The sequence below is a fragment of the Wolbachia endosymbiont (group A) of Gymnosoma rotundatum genome (assembly GCF_947250765.1).
Taxonomy (GTDB): Bacteria; Pseudomonadota; Alphaproteobacteria; order Rickettsiales; family Anaplasmataceae; genus Wolbachia; species Wolbachia pipientis.
Genome location: NZ_OX366347.1, coordinates 910,513 through 928,091, shown reverse-complemented (window position 1 = coordinate 928,091; position 17,579 = coordinate 910,513). Strand labels below are relative to the sequence as shown.

General features: G+C 34.4%; 12 protein-coding genes. 4 read left to right on the top strand and 8 right to left on the bottom strand.

Annotation, left to right across the window (positions count from 1 at the left end; all coding sequences use genetic code 11):
- Positions 1-60 precede the first annotated feature (60 nt).
- Complete coding sequence (locus OOK97_RS04635) at positions 61-2,136, top strand: acetyl-CoA carboxylase biotin carboxylase subunit (RefSeq protein WP_264705022.1); 2,076 nt, start codon at positions 61-63, stop codon at positions 2,134-2,136.
- Here the strand turns inward: OOK97_RS04635 and OOK97_RS04630 are convergent.
- From OOK97_RS04630 to OOK97_RS04605, 6 genes are read right to left on the bottom strand one after another with little or no spacing between them, the layout of a single operon-like run.
- The gene (locus OOK97_RS04630) at positions 2,085-3,146 is read right to left on the bottom strand and encodes a COX15/CtaA family protein (protein ID WP_264705020.1); all 1,062 of its coding nucleotides are present in this window, start codon (positions 3,144-3,146) and stop codon (positions 2,085-2,087) included. The two genes, OOK97_RS04635 and OOK97_RS04630, sit on opposite strands and share 52 nt — an antisense overlap.
- Positions 3,095-4,702 carry a glycosyltransferase family 2 protein gene (locus OOK97_RS04625; protein WP_319803575.1) on the bottom strand — a complete coding sequence of 536 codons (1,608 nt, stop codon included), beginning with the start codon at positions 4,700-4,702 and terminating at the stop codon, positions 3,095-3,097. The genes OOK97_RS04630 and OOK97_RS04625 overlap by 52 nt, the downstream gene beginning before the upstream one ends.
- Before the next feature lie 14 nt (positions 4,703-4,716).
- Positions 4,717-5,193: a F0F1 ATP synthase subunit B family protein gene (locus OOK97_RS04620; RefSeq protein WP_077188071.1), complete on the bottom strand. Its 477-nt coding sequence runs from the start codon at positions 5,191-5,193 to the stop codon at positions 4,717-4,719.
- An 8-nt stretch (positions 5,194-5,201) separates the two neighbouring features.
- Positions 5,202-5,681, bottom strand: a complete 480-nt coding sequence (locus tag OOK97_RS04615) for a F0F1 ATP synthase subunit B family protein (protein WP_077188072.1) — start codon at positions 5,679-5,681, stop codon at positions 5,202-5,204.
- A gap of 3 nt (positions 5,682-5,684) precedes the next feature.
- Positions 5,685-5,912, bottom strand: a complete 228-nt coding sequence (locus tag OOK97_RS04610; protein ID WP_006014985.1) for a F0F1 ATP synthase subunit C — start codon at positions 5,910-5,912, stop codon at positions 5,685-5,687.
- Between the two features lie 58 nt (positions 5,913-5,970).
- Positions 5,971-6,696 carry a F0F1 ATP synthase subunit A gene (locus OOK97_RS04605; protein WP_022626288.1) on the bottom strand — a complete coding sequence of 242 codons (726 nt, stop codon included), beginning with the start codon at positions 6,694-6,696 and terminating at the stop codon, positions 5,971-5,973.
- A 229-nt stretch (positions 6,697-6,925) separates the two neighbouring features.
- Between OOK97_RS04605 and OOK97_RS04600 the strand changes: the two genes are divergently transcribed.
- On the top strand, positions 6,926-7,213 hold the full coding sequence (locus OOK97_RS04600) for a hypothetical protein (protein WP_077188073.1): 288 nt from the start codon (positions 6,926-6,928) through the stop codon (positions 7,211-7,213).
- A 120-nt stretch (positions 7,214-7,333) separates the two neighbouring features.
- The gene (pheT, locus tag OOK97_RS04595) at positions 7,334-9,673 is read left to right on the top strand and encodes a phenylalanine--tRNA ligase subunit beta (RefSeq protein WP_264705018.1); all 2,340 of its coding nucleotides are present in this window, start codon (positions 7,334-7,336) and stop codon (positions 9,671-9,673) included.
- Here the strand turns inward: pheT and OOK97_RS04590 are convergent.
- Together OOK97_RS04590 and OOK97_RS04585 are read right to left on the bottom strand one after the other, a co-directional pair.
- On the bottom strand, positions 9,664-12,411 hold the full coding sequence (locus OOK97_RS04590; protein WP_264705016.1) for a coiled-coil domain-containing protein: 2,748 nt from the start codon (positions 12,409-12,411) through the stop codon (positions 9,664-9,666). The genes pheT and OOK97_RS04590 overlap by 10 nt on opposite strands.
- A gap of 61 nt (positions 12,412-12,472) precedes the next feature.
- The gene (locus tag OOK97_RS04585; RefSeq protein ID WP_253303030.1) at positions 12,473-15,919 is read right to left on the bottom strand and encodes a class I tRNA ligase family protein; all 3,447 of its coding nucleotides are present in this window, start codon (positions 15,917-15,919) and stop codon (positions 12,473-12,475) included.
- 176 nt (positions 15,920-16,095) lie between these two features.
- Between OOK97_RS04585 and OOK97_RS04580 the strand changes: the two genes are divergently transcribed.
- Complete coding sequence (locus OOK97_RS04580) at positions 16,096-17,562, top strand: peptide MFS transporter (RefSeq protein WP_264705015.1); 1,467 nt, start codon at positions 16,096-16,098, stop codon at positions 17,560-17,562.
- Positions 17,563-17,579: the final 17 nt, after the last annotated feature.

The following is a 17,579-nucleotide window of genomic DNA, read 5'->3' as shown; positions in this document are numbered from 1 at the left end:
GCTAAAAATTACTTGCAGGCAATAATTTACTTTCTCAACTTAAGAAAGTATACTCATACGATGACGGAAAAGAAGTACAGTAAGATTTTAATAGCAAACAGAGGAGAGATTGCCTGCAGGATTATCAGAACTGCTCGTAGGATGGGTATATCTTGTGTGTGCATATACTCGGATGCAGATGTAAATTCTGTGCATGTAAGACAAGCAGATGAGTCAAGATATATCGGCCCTTCGCCATCTTGCCTCAGTTATTTAAACATTGAAAAAATATGTGAAGTAGCAGTTGAAACAGGTGCTGAGGCAGTTCATCCTGGCTATGGTTTTTTAGCAGAGAATCCAGATTTTCCACGTGCTCTTCAAAAACATAATATAGACTTCATCGGTCCCAGTGCAGAAACAATAGAAGTTACAGCCAACAAAATAACAGCAAAAGAAGCTGCAAGAAAAGCTGGAGTGAATGTAGTGCCAGGATATATGGGTAAGATCAGCGATGCTGCCCACGCAGCTCAAGTTGCTGAAGAGATCGGTTTTCCCGTTATGCTTAAAGCTGCATCAGGCGGTGGTGGCAAGGGAATGCGAATTGTAAATTCCAAAAAAGAAATTGAACTAGCGTTCACATCAGCAACAAATGAAGCAGAGAAAAGTTTTAAGGATGGCAGTATCTTTATAGAGAAATATATAGAATTACCAAGACATATCGAAATACAAATCATAGCGGATAAATATGGCAATATAGTATGTCTTGGAGAGAGGGAGTGCTCAATACAAAGGAATAATCAGAAAATAATGGAAGAAACGCCAAGTCCATTTATTAGTGAAGAAGTAAGACAAAAAATGTATGCCCAATGTGTTTCTTTAGCAAAGCAAGTTGGCTATTTTTCAGCAGGTACTGTTGAGTTTGTTGTAGATAAAGACCAAAACTTCTATTTTCTTGAGGTAAATACGAGATTACAAGTTGAGCATCCAGTAACAGAATTTATAACTGGAATAGACATAGTAGAAGAAATGATTAGAACTTCCTGTGGAGAAAAATTAAGGTTCAGTCAGGATGATATTAAACTTACTGGTTCTGCAATAGAAAGTAGAATTTGCGCTGAAGACCCATCGAAGAAATTTTTCCCTTCCAGCGGAAGAATAAAATATTACGATAAACCGGGTGAAAATGATTATGTAAGAATAGATGATGGAGTTGCTGCAGGTTCAGAAATTAGCATGTTCTATGATTCGATGATTGCCAAAGTGATAACATATGGAAAAGATAGAGTAGAAGCGATCAGCAGAATGCAAAAAGCATTGTCTGAATGCTATATAGAAGGAGTAACAAATAATATAGAATTTCTAGAATCCATCTTCCATCACCCAAATTTTATCGCAGCAAAGCTCCATACGAGATTCATTCCAGATCATTACCCTAGTGGGTTTCACGGCGATTTTGTTACAGAGGAGTATATTAAAATATTTATTTTCACTGCGTTATATGTTCATTTGGAAAATGAAGAAAGGTACCATCATAAAGCAGTGAATGAAACATCTCAGGTGTCATTCCAGTGCGTGACACTGGAATCTAGTAAAAAAGAAGGGGCACCAGTATCAGCTACTCGGATGGCAGGTGACCGTGCAAGAGATTTATTCATAGTGAATATAAATGACAATGAGTACTCCGTAAATGCAAAATACCAAGATAATATACTAATAACGGTATATAATCACAATAAATACTCCGTTATAGGCAAGTGGAAATCAAGTTATAGATTGCTATATATCACAATTAATGACGATACCAATATAGCACTTAAAATAGAAAGACAAGGCAGCAAGTACTTCATAAGACATGCAGGTATGAAAGCTGAGTGTTGTATATTAAAACCTCATGTAGCTGAATTAAGTAAGTTAATGCTAAATAATGAAACAGAAGGGATTTCAGTAGATGCTGTAAAATCCCCAATATCTGGCTTATTAGTTAAATTACACGTAAATGTAGGAGATCAGGTAGAAATAGGACAACCTTTATTTGTTGTGGAAGCGATGAAAATGGAAAATATTATATGTGCTGAAGCAGCAATGGTGATAAAAAATATTCCCGTTCAAGAAGGAAAAAATGTGCAGATTGGTGATGTAGTCTGCTTCCTTAAATAACACAAGAAGTATAAACTTGACCCAAACAAGATAAATGAAAACACTTGATGAGCTATGGCAATGGCTATCGGTATGTGCAATAATAGAGTAATTACACCTAAAATGATCTGAATGACGACGGAGAGCAGCATAATATATACCGGTTTTATGCTAGCATTTTTTACTGTGAGTATTACTACCAAAGTTAGTATTAGCAATGCCAGTGCTCGATGTATAAATTGCACTGTCGCTCTGTTCTCAAAGATATTCAGCCATATAGGCTGTAAGAAAAATAAATCTTCTGGAACGATTTGTCCGCCCATTAGTGGAAAGGTATTGTAAATCAAACCAGCATTTAATCCCGCAACAAACGCACCGAAAATTATTTGTATTACAATTAGGGCCAAAATCATCCCTGTATAGTATATAGTGTCACTACTAATCTTAAGTTTAGTTTGCTTTGGCCTGATTTGGTAATCAAAAAATTGATATGACAATAATGCAAAGATAATTAATGCTAATAATAAGTGAAGTGCAAGCCTATAGTGGCTAACATGAGGTTCAGTTACTAAACCACTTTTAACCATATACCAACCAGCAAAAGCTTGTAAAGCTCCAAATAATAATGCCATAAATAGCTTTATTACTACTTTTTTAGATATTTTTCTTCTTAATGTGAAATATATAAATGGCAGGACAAAAACTAAACCTGTTAGTCTTGCAACCAATCTGTGTACATATTCTATTAAGTATATAGCGCGAAACTCCTCCATACTCATACCATAGTTAAGTGCTTTATATTCAGGTGTAGCTTCGTATTTTAATTTTTCTTGTAGCCAGTCTTGTCCACTCAGTGGTGGCAATGTTCCAGTGATGGGTTTCCACTCTGTGATTGACAATCCTGCTTTTGAAAGTCTGGTAAATCCACCAATCCCCACCATGAGAATTACCATGATACAGCAGAGAAAAAGCCAAATAGCTACAGGTTTTGATTGCTTTTGTTCCATAAACCATGCTGAGTTTTGTTCCATCGCTCAGGGTAAAGAATAAATTCCCACAAGGCAAGAAAAGCTGCTGCACTATGTAGCAGACTATAGACCGGAAAAAATATCGATACTATATAAAAATAAAAAGGCATCTTTTGCTGTTTGACAGCTATTACCAAAAGAATCAGGTTAGTAACGTATACCACTACAAAGTAGTACAAAAATAATTCATTTAAAACTTTAGTTAATATCAATGAAAGCAGTAAAAATGGAGTAGTAAAAAATATAAAAGCTGCAGAGCCAACAAAAAGATTCAATAGCAAAATTCCCTTAAATCCAGTGTGTTTATAAAGTGACTTTATATTTTTTAAATGAACAATATAAGTTTGCATATAGCCTTTGATCCAGCGCGCTCTTTGCTTAATCCAAGCAAATACAGCAATTGGTGACTCTTCCAATGTTTCTGAGTCAATCATCCTGGTTTTATATCCCATTTGCGCAAGTCTCAAACCGAGGTCAGCATCTTCGGTAACACTGTAAGCATCCCAGAAAAACACTTTTTTTAGAATTTTTACTGAAAAATGATTACTGCTACCACCCAAAGGCATTGGCATGTTCATTTTTTGGAATCCAGGCAATAAGTATTGAAACCAGTTCATATACTCCAGAGAAAAGGATTTTGTGAGAAAATTATAATCACAATTATAGTAATTTAATTTCGCCTGTACACAGGCAAGCTTATCGTCGTCCTTATTAAATTCAATCAGTGCTTTTTTTAACTGCAATGGGTCTGGTTTATCGTCCGCATCATATATTACTGCATACTTTCCTCTAGCAAAGCTCATAGCATAATTGCATGACTTGGCTTTTGTTCTAGGCAAAGAATGAGGCACTTTTATTACTTCAAAATACTGCGGTAAAGTGTACTTTTCTATAGCTGCTAGCGTTTCTTGGTCATCACTTTCTACCTGAAGCTTCACATCTAATTTTGATTTTGGATAATCCAAACTTTCAATGCTTTCGATCAATTGCTCTATCACTGCACTTTCTTTAAAAGCAGGCAATAAAATAGTATATATAGGAAAATCTTCTTCATTCAGCTTACTATAATCCACTTTTTGGTTGGAGGTTTCACATAAGCTAAAAACTGTAGCTATAAACTTGAATAAATAACTAGAACATCCGATTATAAATATCAACATCAAAGCAAAATATGTATATTTCTCTGTTAGTGTTAAAATTGAAGTTACAATAAAGAAAGAAGCAAAAAATATTGAGCTTAGTTTAATGCTTTTAGCTGAAAAATTAGGATTCTTGTAATATAAGTAGTTGCTTGCAAATTCTGAAATACCAAAGTGCGAGTTAAGAAGATTTAAAATCTGTTCGCTATCCACTTTTATTAATACATAGTCAATACCGTAATGAGCTTCGACCCAACGGTTGATATCTCGGCTTGTGTCTTCAACCATAAAAAAAGTAGTATTATTTAATTTTTGCCAAGGAATTATATTAAATTTATAGTAAAAAAGTTTCTCTGGCTCTTTGCACAAACTAGAATCAAACTTAATTTTTTCTACATTATCAGCTTGAAGTATAGGCAATTGTTGCATTGAACCTAATGCAATTTTTTATTTAAGTCACGTGAAAATGAAGATATGACCTCGCTACTACGCTTATCATCTTTACGTTCATGCATTATTTTTTTTACAGCATCAGCAGCTATATTCACTGTGTTAGTCTGTAAATCCCCAAGAGCTTTTTCAACTTGGTCAGTGACTTTCTTCAAGTTAGAATGGGCATTGTCATCTAATGTCTGATCTAGCTGCTGTCTATTGTGCTTAATGATACTATTAGCTTTATCAAGTGCTTCATTCATCATTTTATTAACTTCTGCATCTAATTCTTTGTATTTTTTAGAAGATTTTTTGTAATACTCCAACATATCTTTCCTGAATTTTTCAGTTTCTTCACTTGAAAATTTGCTTTTGTTACGCTTATTGTTAAGCGCATTTTTTATCACTTTCTTTAGCAATTTATACGAAAGGACAAAACTTACCAAGAAGGCAAGACCGATAATCAGTGATGTAGACATAAAAACCCCTAAAATTCTTTGGACACCAAGTCAGCAATAAATTCCTCTTCAATTTCAGAATTAGTCAATTTAGTATAATAAATTAAAGCAATACTAGTAGCCATTTGTTTTAACTGATCAGTATATTCAGATTTAAATTCTGCCACTTTTTTTTCAATAAGCTTGCTCTTTTTTTTGTCTTCCTCTTCTAATATATTCTTAACATTAGCTCTCATTTCTTCTACCTGAGCAAGTGCATCATCTATGATTTTTTTTGCCTGTATTCTAGCTTGGTTTAAAGCGGCATTATACTTGGCAATCTGCTCTTCCGTGAGTCTTAAAAGATGAACAGAACTATTAAAAGAACCCAATACTTCTTTACTTCTAGTGCTTATTATTTTATCTAACTTTGGTAAAAATAAACAACTTACCACGAAAAAAAGTGAAGAGAAAAAAATTAAAAACCAAAAAACTTGAGAAAAGAAGGTTGAAACATCAAGCTGTGGCATCTGTTAAGCAGCAAATATTAATAACATTGCAAGTACAAACGCAAGCAATCCCATGATTTCAACCATGGCAGCACCAATATAAACATAACTTTTCATTTTACCTTCTGATTCAGGGTTTCTCGCAATCCCATTTAACATAGCAGAAAAGATATTAGCTATACCTAAACCAGCACCGAGCATTCCAAACACAGCTAAACCAATTGCTATAAACTTTAAAGCTACTAAATCCATATATTACCTTTAATTTTTCTTTATAATATAATTGTAAAATATTCTACAAGGAAGTCAATTACTTTACTGCATCTGACAAATATACACATGTTAATATAGTAAATATATAAGCTTGTAAAATTGCAACAAATACTTCAAATCCTATCAATGCAATTATGAACAAAAACGGCGCAGGAGTGAAAAATATGTTCATATTTACAATAAACCCTGCTATCACTTTGATGATTGTATGACCAGCAATCATATTTGCTGCAAGCCTTATTGATAGGCTAACCGGCCTTACTAAATAAGCAAACAACTTAATAATAATTATTATAGGTGCAAGCCACGAAGGAGTTCCTTTTGGTAGCAATATGCGTAAAAATTCTACTCCCCTTTCTTTAAATCCAACAATCGTTATATAAATAAAAACCACCATCGATAAAGCGAAGGTGACTATCACATGACTTGTGACCGTGAAACTATAAGGAAGAACACCAACTAAATTACACGATAAAATGAAAATAAATACTGTGAATATCAATGGAATGTGCTGCAAGCCTTTGCTTCCAGTGTTATTTTCTATTATTGAAATAACAAAATCATATACATACTCAACTGCAGCTTGCAAATATCCTGGTATTACTGACCCCTTCTTTATTCCAAAAAGCAAAAAGAGTATCATCAATATCACCGAAATCATCGTGAAAAAAGATGAATTGGTAAAGCTTACGTCATACCCAAATAACCTAGGTAACTCTATTATTGTATATACTTTAAATTGCTCTAGCGGATTTAACGCCATTTTGACCCTATGTACTTGAACTATAACAGTAAATAAAGTATGAATTTTATAGGACAAAGTCAAGGGTTAAGATAAGGCTCTGTGTTATTATAACATTGATACATTAACAAAATATGTAATTAGAGTGTTAATTACAGTCAGCTCTGTATTTTAAAATTTACTAATCTTATTAAATTATTTAACTTAACATCTTATTTTAATTATAATTTAATTTTTAGTGAGGTATATAATGAACGAAATAGATTTTATTAACGCTAATCATCCTTTAAATTTAGAGCAGGAATTTGGTAACGGATACATCAAATTGACAGATGGTTCCTTTAACGAATATACTGGCCATTATCAAATAGGAAGCGAAATACTAGATGAAAGCCATAATATGATAGGAGACTTAACTATAGATGGCTACATTCATAGCTTCCATGCAGATACCCACAATATGAATCTTAAATCCTTTACGGAGATAGATTTAAAAGGTGATATAAAGAAGATAAATTCTCTTTACAAGAAGATATAAAGTTACAAAAACTTCTGCATCATTGCTTGTGATACAGAAGTCACTTTTCATTCCACTACAATAAGCTTTAAAATCACTACATTTTACATTACAATAACTTTTTCACTTCTTTTTAGGTCCATGAAATTCACATTATCTTGGTTATTAGAACACTTAGAAACCAATGCTAGTTTAGAAGAAATTACCGATAAATTAACTCACATAGGGTTAGAAGTAGAAGATGTGATCGATAATTCCAGATTGACTGGGTTTATTGTTGCAGAGGTATTAGAAGTCGTACCTCATCCAAATGCTGATAAATTAAAATTATGTAAAGTAAATGATGGAAGTAAAATTCTACAAATAGTCTGTGGAGCAAACAATGTTAGAGAAGGTATGAAAACTGTACTTGCATCTCTTGGTAGCACGTTGCCAGAAAGTGATCTCACAATTAAGTCCACAAAAATACGAGGAATGCTAAGTGAAGGGATGCTCTGCTCTACTTCTGAACTTGCGCTGGTTCAAGAGGAAAGTGAAGGAATAATCGAGCTTTCCGATGATTATAAAGTAGGGGATAAATTTTTCAATTGTGACCCTGTAATTGATATAAATGTTACTCCAAACCGTGGAGATTGCTTAGGCATTTATGGAATAGCTCGCGACCTTGCTGCAACTGGAATTGGGACATTAAAGACTTTAAGCATTCCACAACTTACCAGCTCCATAAATTCACCAATCGATGTTGAAGTTACTGACGGGGAAAGTTTTATTAGTGGAATATACATCGCCAATGTAAAAAATCAAGAAAGCCCAAAATGGTTAAAAGATAGGCTGGAATCGATAGGAATGCGCTCCATTTCTGCAATAGTTGATATCACAAACTATATTATGATATCTTTCAGCCGCCCAATGCACGCGTATGATGCAAAAAAAATAGAAGGAGAGCTCACAGTACGCAAAGCAAACGACGGAGAAAAATTTGCTGGTTTGAACGGTAAAGAATACTTATTAAACAAAGACATAAGCGTTATTGCAGGTGATAAAAATATTCATGGAATTGCTGGAATTATAGGTGGTAAGTGCAGTGAATGTACTCTTGAAACTACTGATATCTTTTTAGAGTCTGCTTGGTTCGATCCCATCTCTCTTACTAAATCTTCAAGGCAGCTCGGCATCTCCACAGACGCTAGTTACAGATTTGCACGTTCAGTTGATCCTGGATTTACTTTTGATGGACTCAACCTTGCAGCTAAAATGATTCTGGACTTATGTGGTGGAGAAACCTCAAGCGTAGTGTCTGCTGGCAGTTTAGATAGTGCTGACACCAAGGTGAGCTTTGATTATCAGGATGTGAACAAGTTTGGAAGTGTGTCTGTATCGCCTGATGAGGTGCTTGATATCTTAACGAAACTAGGGTTTAGTATTGATAAAAAAACCGAAGGCAATTGGAATGTACAAGTACCAAGCTGGAGACCGGACGTGACAATACCGGCTGACCTAATCGAAGAAGTAACAAGGATATACGGCTATGACAAAATAAAAGAAGAACCACTACCAAATAATGTTGAAGAAGTAGATAGTACATACGACAATTTGCGTATTTTGATGACAAACAGAGGGTTTCATGAAGTGCTAACCTGGTCGTTTATGAGTGAATCAACAGCTGAAAAATTTGGTTACTCGAATAAGTTATTTATCATCGATAATCCGTTTAACAATAGCTTTAATATAATGAGACCAAGTATTATGCCAAATTTATTGCAAGTTACTGCTGATAATATTGCCCATGGAATATCTGATCTTGCAATCTTCGAAATTGGGCCGATTTACGATGGTGAAGCTCGGTCTAAACATGTTTTAAGTGGGATAAGAACAGGAAATAATTTACCGCGAAACCATTATAATACTGATAGAAAAGTAGATGTTTTTGACGCAAAGGCTGATTGCATAGCAGCTTTGGAGTTTTTTAACGTCAATTGTGATAATTTAACGATAGAGAGAGCAGAAAAAGAACATTATCACCCAGGAAAGTCAGGCACTCTCTCTTTTAAGAATAAAGTAGCAGGTTATTTTGGAGAGTTGCATCCTAATATATTAGATCTTTTTGATATCAAGCAAAAAGTTGTAGGTTTTGAGGTGATATTAGAAAATATTGAAAATTTACCTGTAAGTAGAAAGAAATTTATCGATTATAAATACCAAAGTGTAAAACGTGATTTTGCATTTATTGTAAATAAGGATGTGAAAGTAGGTAACATAATCAATGTGGTAAAAAAAAGCTCAGAGCTCATCACAGAAGTTTTAGTATTTGACGTATACCATGGAAATAATATAGAATCGAATAAGATGTCTATAGCATTGTCAGTTACTTTCTGCTCTCCAACTCACACTTTAACTGAAAAAGAGATCCAAAAAGAATCAAGTGCTATAGTTAATTTAGTATGTGAAAATACCGGAGGAACTTTGAGAACTTATCGTTGAGTCACAATCATAGTTTCCTGCCGTTGCTGTGTCACACTTACTTCATCCAATTTATTTCCAATATTGAATTCAATATCCTTGAAAAATCTATCCCACATTCCATGCAAATGCTCTTCTATTTTAGGCCACACATCATTTTTAAATGTTACCCCATCATCAGAAAATAAATTACCTAAAAAGGCTCCAATACCTTCATAATTTGACTGAAAACATTGAAGAAATGTCTCTCCTTCTTTATAAGTATTATGTGCCACATTTAACGCTTTTCTCTCTGTAGTCTCTTTATAAGCATTTGATGCTCCAATCTTTATTGCACCAAACATAACTTTACTCCAGTTCTTAACTTTCTGTATACAACCTTCACTATTTCCTGGTATATTATTTATTATATCTTTTGTCAAATTATCTATCAAAGGAGACAATAAACCTTGATAAAAGTGCTTGATATTATTTTTTGTTTTTATCACAGGACTTTTTATGCATTTTTCTGCCAAATAGTATTCAAGTTCCTCTTCCTCTAACAACTTCTTAACTGCTTCTTCGTTAAAAGTTTCACGCTCGAACTCCTTCAGTAAATCATCCTCTATTATTGCAAACTTTATTTTTTCGCGAGATTCTAGTTCTTCTATATAATCATTTTTTGTTTCTTCATTTATCAACAATCCTTTTTCTTCTAATTCTAACTGTTTTAATGCTTTGAGAATTTCTTGGTTATTTTTCAAATGCTTCTCTATTAATTTTGTACTTGGATGCTGTTCTCCTTTCCTATTTCGCTCACCTTCTAAATATTTGTTTAAATCCTCATTTTCTTCTATTACTTTCCTTAACGATATAGGTTGCTCTAAGCATTCTGCAATTTCCGCTCGGTGCGCATTAATCCTCTGTACTAAATCCGGCTCCTTTTCCTCTAACAGCTTACATGAATCCTCTATACCCTTTGCTTGGCCTTTGAGTACATTTTGTTTTTTGCATTTCGTTATTTCTAAATATATCTTTGCTACAAAAGCATTTACTTTATCTGAAGCTTCTTTTAAATTCTCACTCAAAGAACCTTTTATCTCCTTTTCTAAATCCCGAAACTGGTCTATTAAGCTGAGCATGCCTAATAGGCCTAACTCACCCTTGGCTTTTTTCATTACTGATTTTACTAGCCTTTGCTCAACTTCTTGATCATCATACTCGAACTTAAAAAGACCTTCTAACCTTCTTCTTAAAACATCACCTGCTAAATTATTCTTTTTTACATCTCCATATATTTCTTTCAATTTTTCATGTATCCTAATATATCTTTTTTGTCCTTCTTTTTTTAAAAGATTAATCTCTTCTTTAGCATTACCTAGAGCTGTCTCTGTTTCTCTACTATGTATATATTTATAAACATCAATAATTGTTCTCTTAGCTATCTTCCCTTCTTCTTTAAGCCGCTTCCATTCTGCTTTAAATATAGGAAGCTCACTATCATCTAAAACATCCGGTACTTTTGCTCCTGCTTTTTTCAGATCTCTTATTATCACTTCTTTCTCACTTGGTAATTCCTTACCTTGACTCTCTAATTCCTGTCTCACTAAAGAATTTTTTATCTCATCTTCCAGTGAAAAACCTTCTTTCCGTCTATCCAGCTGAAACCTAACTGCTTGTATAAAGGCAACTTGATAGGCGTTGTATATTAAGTGAGTTGTCAACTTAAAATCTATGCTACTTACCACTTTTAACCTGAATTCGTCCAACAATTCCTTCAATTTATCATATGTAATCTCTTTCTTTTCTAGCTTTATCAGTTCTTCCATAGTCTTCGCAAATTCTTGAATAGAAGTTGCAAGCACATCCTTGATTTCATTGCGTAAGGGCTTAAGACCATTTTTTAAATTGATGTTAGTTGACAATTTCAGTACGATGCTATGCTCTGAATCCCGCGTCACATCAAACCACTTGTTATTTTCATTTTCATACAAATCTCTAAGCAATCGTTTAAATTGCGGTGGAAATTCTATTTCCATATCCCACGCAATATTTGGTCCAGTAACTTCCTTTTCATGAAAAGACACCTCAATATTTTGATGCTTATTAGAATACCGCCCCATACTTATTTTAAGAGCAGTAACTAAAGAGTGAGATAAATCTCTATTTAAAAGATAAAAAGTAGCCAAAGCAATTGTTGCAGGAATAAGTAATGCTGCAAGCATAGCTATATTAACAAGAATCACTATTGCAGCAAGAACACCATATGCCAGTCTTTTTGCTGTACTTTCACTTACTTCACTTTTTTTTGTTTTATTCTCCTCTGAACTGATTTGTGTCTTATCATTTGTTTTTAATTTATTATATACGGCTAATCCTAACGCAGTGAAAACTATATAAGGAAACATTAAAACTGATAGAGCTAAATTTAATACTTTCTTCTCCGGGCAAGCTCGATTTACCTCTTTAAATATTCTACTTGATATATTATACCAAGAAGTAAAAAAATCAGAGTTATAATCTTTATAATGAAATATACTGAGTGGAACGTTAAAATTAGCTAACGGCTCTTGTTCTTCCACAGCATCAAAAAATTCTTCTTCCTCTTCTGAAGTAGCAAGACCTAAATCATTCCCTTCTTCTACATTAGAAACAGCTTCCATAGCATCAAAAAACTCTTCTTCCTCTTCCAAAGCAACATTGGAAATAGATTCTACTTTACCTAAACCATCACTATTGTTAACAACTTTTTCATAATCATCTGCAACAGCTTTATTCATATTATAACCTTACCCTAAGCAATCTAAGTATAACATAAACATTAGTAACTTTGCAACTTTATTAACAACTTAACTTGATACCAACTATCAACCCTTGATATTCTTTAGAATAGAAGTCGGCTTCGATCTCTTTATTAATGTCCAAAGATAAGGCAAGGGTCTGCTCTTTTATATATTCATTCCATGTAGTTATTGCTTCCTTAATTTTTTCATCTTCTGTTTTGATTGTTACTCTAATTCTATCTGATATATGAAAATCAGCTTGTTTTCTAGTTTCTTGAATGAGCCTCACAATATCTCTCGCGAGCCCTTCTAGAATTAATTCATCATTTAAAGTAGTGTTCAGAATCACAATCCCTTTGTTGTTATCAAACACAGCAGAATATTCACTGTTTGCTTTTAATAACAGTTCATATTCACCTTTTTCTATAATATAGTTCTCTGTTTCATCTCCTAAAAATATTGAACCTTTTGCGGAACCTTCTGTCATTCCAGCGCGTGACGCTGGAATCTGCATCTGGATCCCAGTGTCAGCTACTCGGATGACACCGGATTCAACTTGTTTCCACTTTCCTTGTTTAACATATTGAACCAGTGTCTTAATCTTCTCCGGAACTCTCTTTCCAAGCATAGGAAAATTTAGTTTCAGTTCTAGTGATGCAATACCTTCAAGTCTGTTTACTAATTCCAAGCTTTTTACATTCACCTCATCTTTTATCATCTCCTGGTACTCATTTGAATCTGCAGCACACTGGATCCCAGTGTCAGCTACTTGGATAACAGGAGAGAACTCTGGGATGACAGAAAGCGGTTCACCTTCAAGAAAACTACAGGAAGACTGATGATAAATGATCATACTGCCAAGCGGCTGTCTGATACGTATATTAAAAGTGTTTCTGATCGAAAGTGCAGAGTTGCACACCTCTCTCACTAAATCCATCTTGGCAATGAGCTGACTATCAAACTTCTCTAATTGTGGGAAATCAGCCAAATGAACAGATGTTTCTTCATACTTAAGCCCTTGCCATATATTCTCTGTTATAAGTGGCAACAAAGGAGCTGCAGCTCTTAGTATGTAATAAAAAACCGTATATAGAACATTATAAGCATCAGTTTTATCCTGATCCAAATCACTTTTCCAAAAACGCTCGCGACTGCGACGAATATACCAATTATTTAGCACTTCAAAAAAGTTCATTAAAATTTTGCAAGCCTCTTGGGAGTTATAGCTGTTCATAGAAGCTTGGATACTTTCTATAGCTTCAAAACATTTGGAAATCATGTAGCGATCAATAGTACTTTGATAATCCTTACAAACTTCAGCTTTAATTCCATCTGCATTTGCATACATAGTAAAAAAGTGATAACTGTTCCAAATAGGTTTTATTACGTTTTTCAGAACATCTCGTATTGAGTTTCCTTCTTTATCGAGTAGCAAATTACCACCACAAACAATAGATCCAGAAAGCATAAGAAAACGCAGTGCATCAGAACCGTATCTATCAAAAACCTCCATTGGATCTGCATAGTTATTCAAACGTTTGGACAATTTTTGCCCTTTTACATCCAAAACAACACCGTGGCATATGCAGTTCTTAAATGGTTCCCTATCAAACAAAGCAGTGGACAATACAAAGAGCGTATAAAACCACCCCCTGGTTTGCGCTATGTATTCAGTGATAAAATCCGCAGATTCAAACCACTCCTTATTTTCAAACGGATAGTGGATTTGCGCAAATGGCATCGAGCCAGATTCAAACCAGCAGTCAAACACGTCAGGTACACGGCGCATAACTGATTTTCCTGTTGGATCATCAGGATTTGGTCTTGTTAAAGTATCGATAAATGGTCTGTGCAAGTCGTCTATTTTAACATTAAAATCTCTCTCCAGTTCTTCTATTGAACCATATACATCTACTCTTGGATATCTCGCATCGTCTGATTTCCATACAGGGATTGGCGTACCCCAGAATCGATTGCGTGAAATTGACCAGTCGTGTGCCCCTTCAAGCCATTTTCCAAATTGACCATCTCTAATGTGGTTTGGTATCCAATTAACTCTCTTATTTAGCTCTACCATTCTGCTTTTGAATTTTGTAACAGCAACATACCAAGAAGGCATAGTGCGATAGATCAAAGGAGTGTCAGTTCTCCAGCAGTGTGGATAATTGTGAATATATTGTTCAGTTTTAAACCAATTCCCTTGCTCTTTTAATTTTTTTATTACTGTATCATTGGTATCAAAAACATGAACCCCTGCCAAATCTGAAATTTCAGCAGTAAATTTTCCACTGTTATCAATTGGACAAATAACTGGAATATCATGGCTTTGGCAAAGGTAAAAATCTTCCTCACCAAATCCAGGAGCAGTGTGCACAACGCCAGTACCATCTTCTTCCGTCACATAATCAGCAATAAAAACGCGAAATGCATTTTTTGTGTCTTTAAAATAGTCAAACAGTGGTTTGTAAGAAAGACCTGCAAGATCATTCGCTTTAAGTTTTATATTGCAGTTTTCATATGGAATATTGCTTTGTTCACAGTGGCTGACAAATTTCCCTAAATAACTTTCAGCGAAGATGTAAACTTCATCGTTAACTAGATCTTTTGCATTATCCCCTGTCATCCCAGTAGCCCCCTCCCCTGTCATCCCAGTGCTTCGACACTGGGATCCAGAAATAGATTCCAGCGTCACGCGCTGGAATGACATCAAAGGGTGGACTGACACTGCACAATACTTAATATCTTTTCCTATTGCTAAAGCCAAGTTGCTCGGCAACGTCCAGGGAGTTGTAGTCCAAGCAAGTAATTTACACTTTCGTTTAACACTTTTAAATTGCTGTGGGTTTTCTAAAAGCTCAAATGCAACAGTTACAGCTTTGCTAACTTTTTCTCTATACGCGTTATCAAGCCTTGTTTCGAAATTAGATAATGGAGTTTCGCATGCCCAGCTATATGGTACAACGCGCACTGATTCATACACCAGACCCTTATCATAAAGCTGCTTGAATGCCCACATGACCGACTCCATGAATGATTTATCCATAGTCTTATAGTCATTGTGAAAATCTACCCATCTTGCTTGTCTATTGACATATTTTTCCCACTCTGATGAAAATTTCATCACAGAAGTACGGCAATGATCGTTAAATTTATCTATACCAAACTTCTCTATCTCAGTTCTACCAGATATTCCAAGTTCTTTTTCTGCACCCATCTCAGCCGGCAATCCATGGCAATCCCAGCCAAATCTACGTTCAACCCTTTTTTGAAGCATAGTTTGATATCTTGCAAATGCGTCTTTGATGAAACCAGTGAGTAAATGTCCATAATGCGGAAGTCCATTTGCAAATGGAGGCCCATCATAAAACACAAAACAATTATCCTTAGAACGTTCTCCAACTGACCGCTCAAAAACTTTATTTTCCTGCCAAAATTTTATGATTTCTTTTTCTAACGACGAAAAATCAGGACTACTTACTGTATCAGGATAATGCTTTGACTTCATGTTCGCTATGTAAAACTAAAGAATATAGGGCTTTCTGAAAAATTACAAATTCAAAAATATTTCCGTAGCTCACATCCCAGCAAACTATTCTGCCGAGCTTCTAATACCTTTTTTTAAGTTTTACTTGCAGTTTTTATTGTTTTACTTAACATTAACCCAAGCTTTAGGGGTATTTTATGGATCAGAAGACAGATAAGTTTCCACAATTTTTAAAAATGTTGTGCTTTGTTGAAATGTGGGAACGTTTCTCTTATTATGGAATGCGAGTACTTTTGGTCCTGTTTTTAACTTCTCACTTAAGTTTCACTGATGAGAGGGCCTTTACTGTTTACTCATTATTTGCTGCAACAGGTTATGCTATACCAATACTTGGAGGTTTTTTAGCTGATAAGTTGATGGGATTCCGCAACATGGTGTTGCTTGGAGGGATAGTGATGATAGCAGGTCATGCTTGCATGTCATTAGTTGACTTTGAACCAGGTTTATTATATTTAGGTTTATCTCTAATAGCCATAGGTACTGGTATGTTTAAAGGGAACGTAACTAACTTACTTAGTTCATGCTATGGCAAAGACGATCCTGAACGTAGCAGAGGCTTTACTTTATTTTACGTAAGCGTGAATATTGGAGCAATATTGGCTTCTATTTCATGTGGTTATGTAGCCCACTTGTTTGGCTGGCACTACGGCTTTGGTTTAGCTGGTATTGGGATGTCTATAGGGCTAATCTTTTTTCTCAAATTTCAGAATCTTTTAGGAGATAGCGGCCTTTCTCCTTATCCAGAGCTTATGAATAAGCGCATATTAGGGATTAAAATTTTTGGTATAGTATTGATAGGAAGCTTTCTGTCATCATCAATAATTGCTAAAATGCTTATACATAGTGAATTTTTTACTAATATGCTCATATTTGTTGGAATAACAGCTCTGGGCATATTTATTTATATAATATCTAAATTATCAGCAGAACAAAGACGAAAATTAGTGGCATTATCTATTCTTGTAGTATTTTTCTTGTGTTTTTTTGCTTTAGAAATGCAGCTTGGCTCTTTGGTTAACTTATTCACCGAAAGAAACGTTATTAACAATGTATTAGGTATAACAATTCCAGCTTCAGTTTCTCAAGCCATAAATCCTTTGTCAATTATAATATTTGGCTTTCTTTTTGGAACATACATGAAGTTTAAGCAAAAATATGCAACTTCCATGTTTACCCTTGGCCTTCTGACAATGGTTATGTGTTTTTTCACACTGTACATAGGATGTTTAAACTCTAACATTGAAGGTAAAGTAGAATACTTATATTTAATAATTGCTATCTCCTTTATGGGACTGGGAGAATTATGTATTGCTCCATTAGTCCAAGAACAAGCAACTACACTAGCCCCCAAAAACCTTAGAGGAGTAGTGATGGGTATAGTAATGCTATCATTAGCGTTTTCTAACCTAGCCGGAGTTGCAATATCAAAATTTATGTCAGTTCCTTCAATAAATGGTAAAATAAATTATTTAGAATCTTTAGAAATATATAAAGAGGGTTTTTTAAAGGTGGGAATATTTAATTTAATGCTCGTTATTGTATTTTTATTCTTCTTCAATTTTATACATAAAGTTGTTACTAACTCATCTTGTACAAAAAATTGATATAGGTAAGCTCAAAT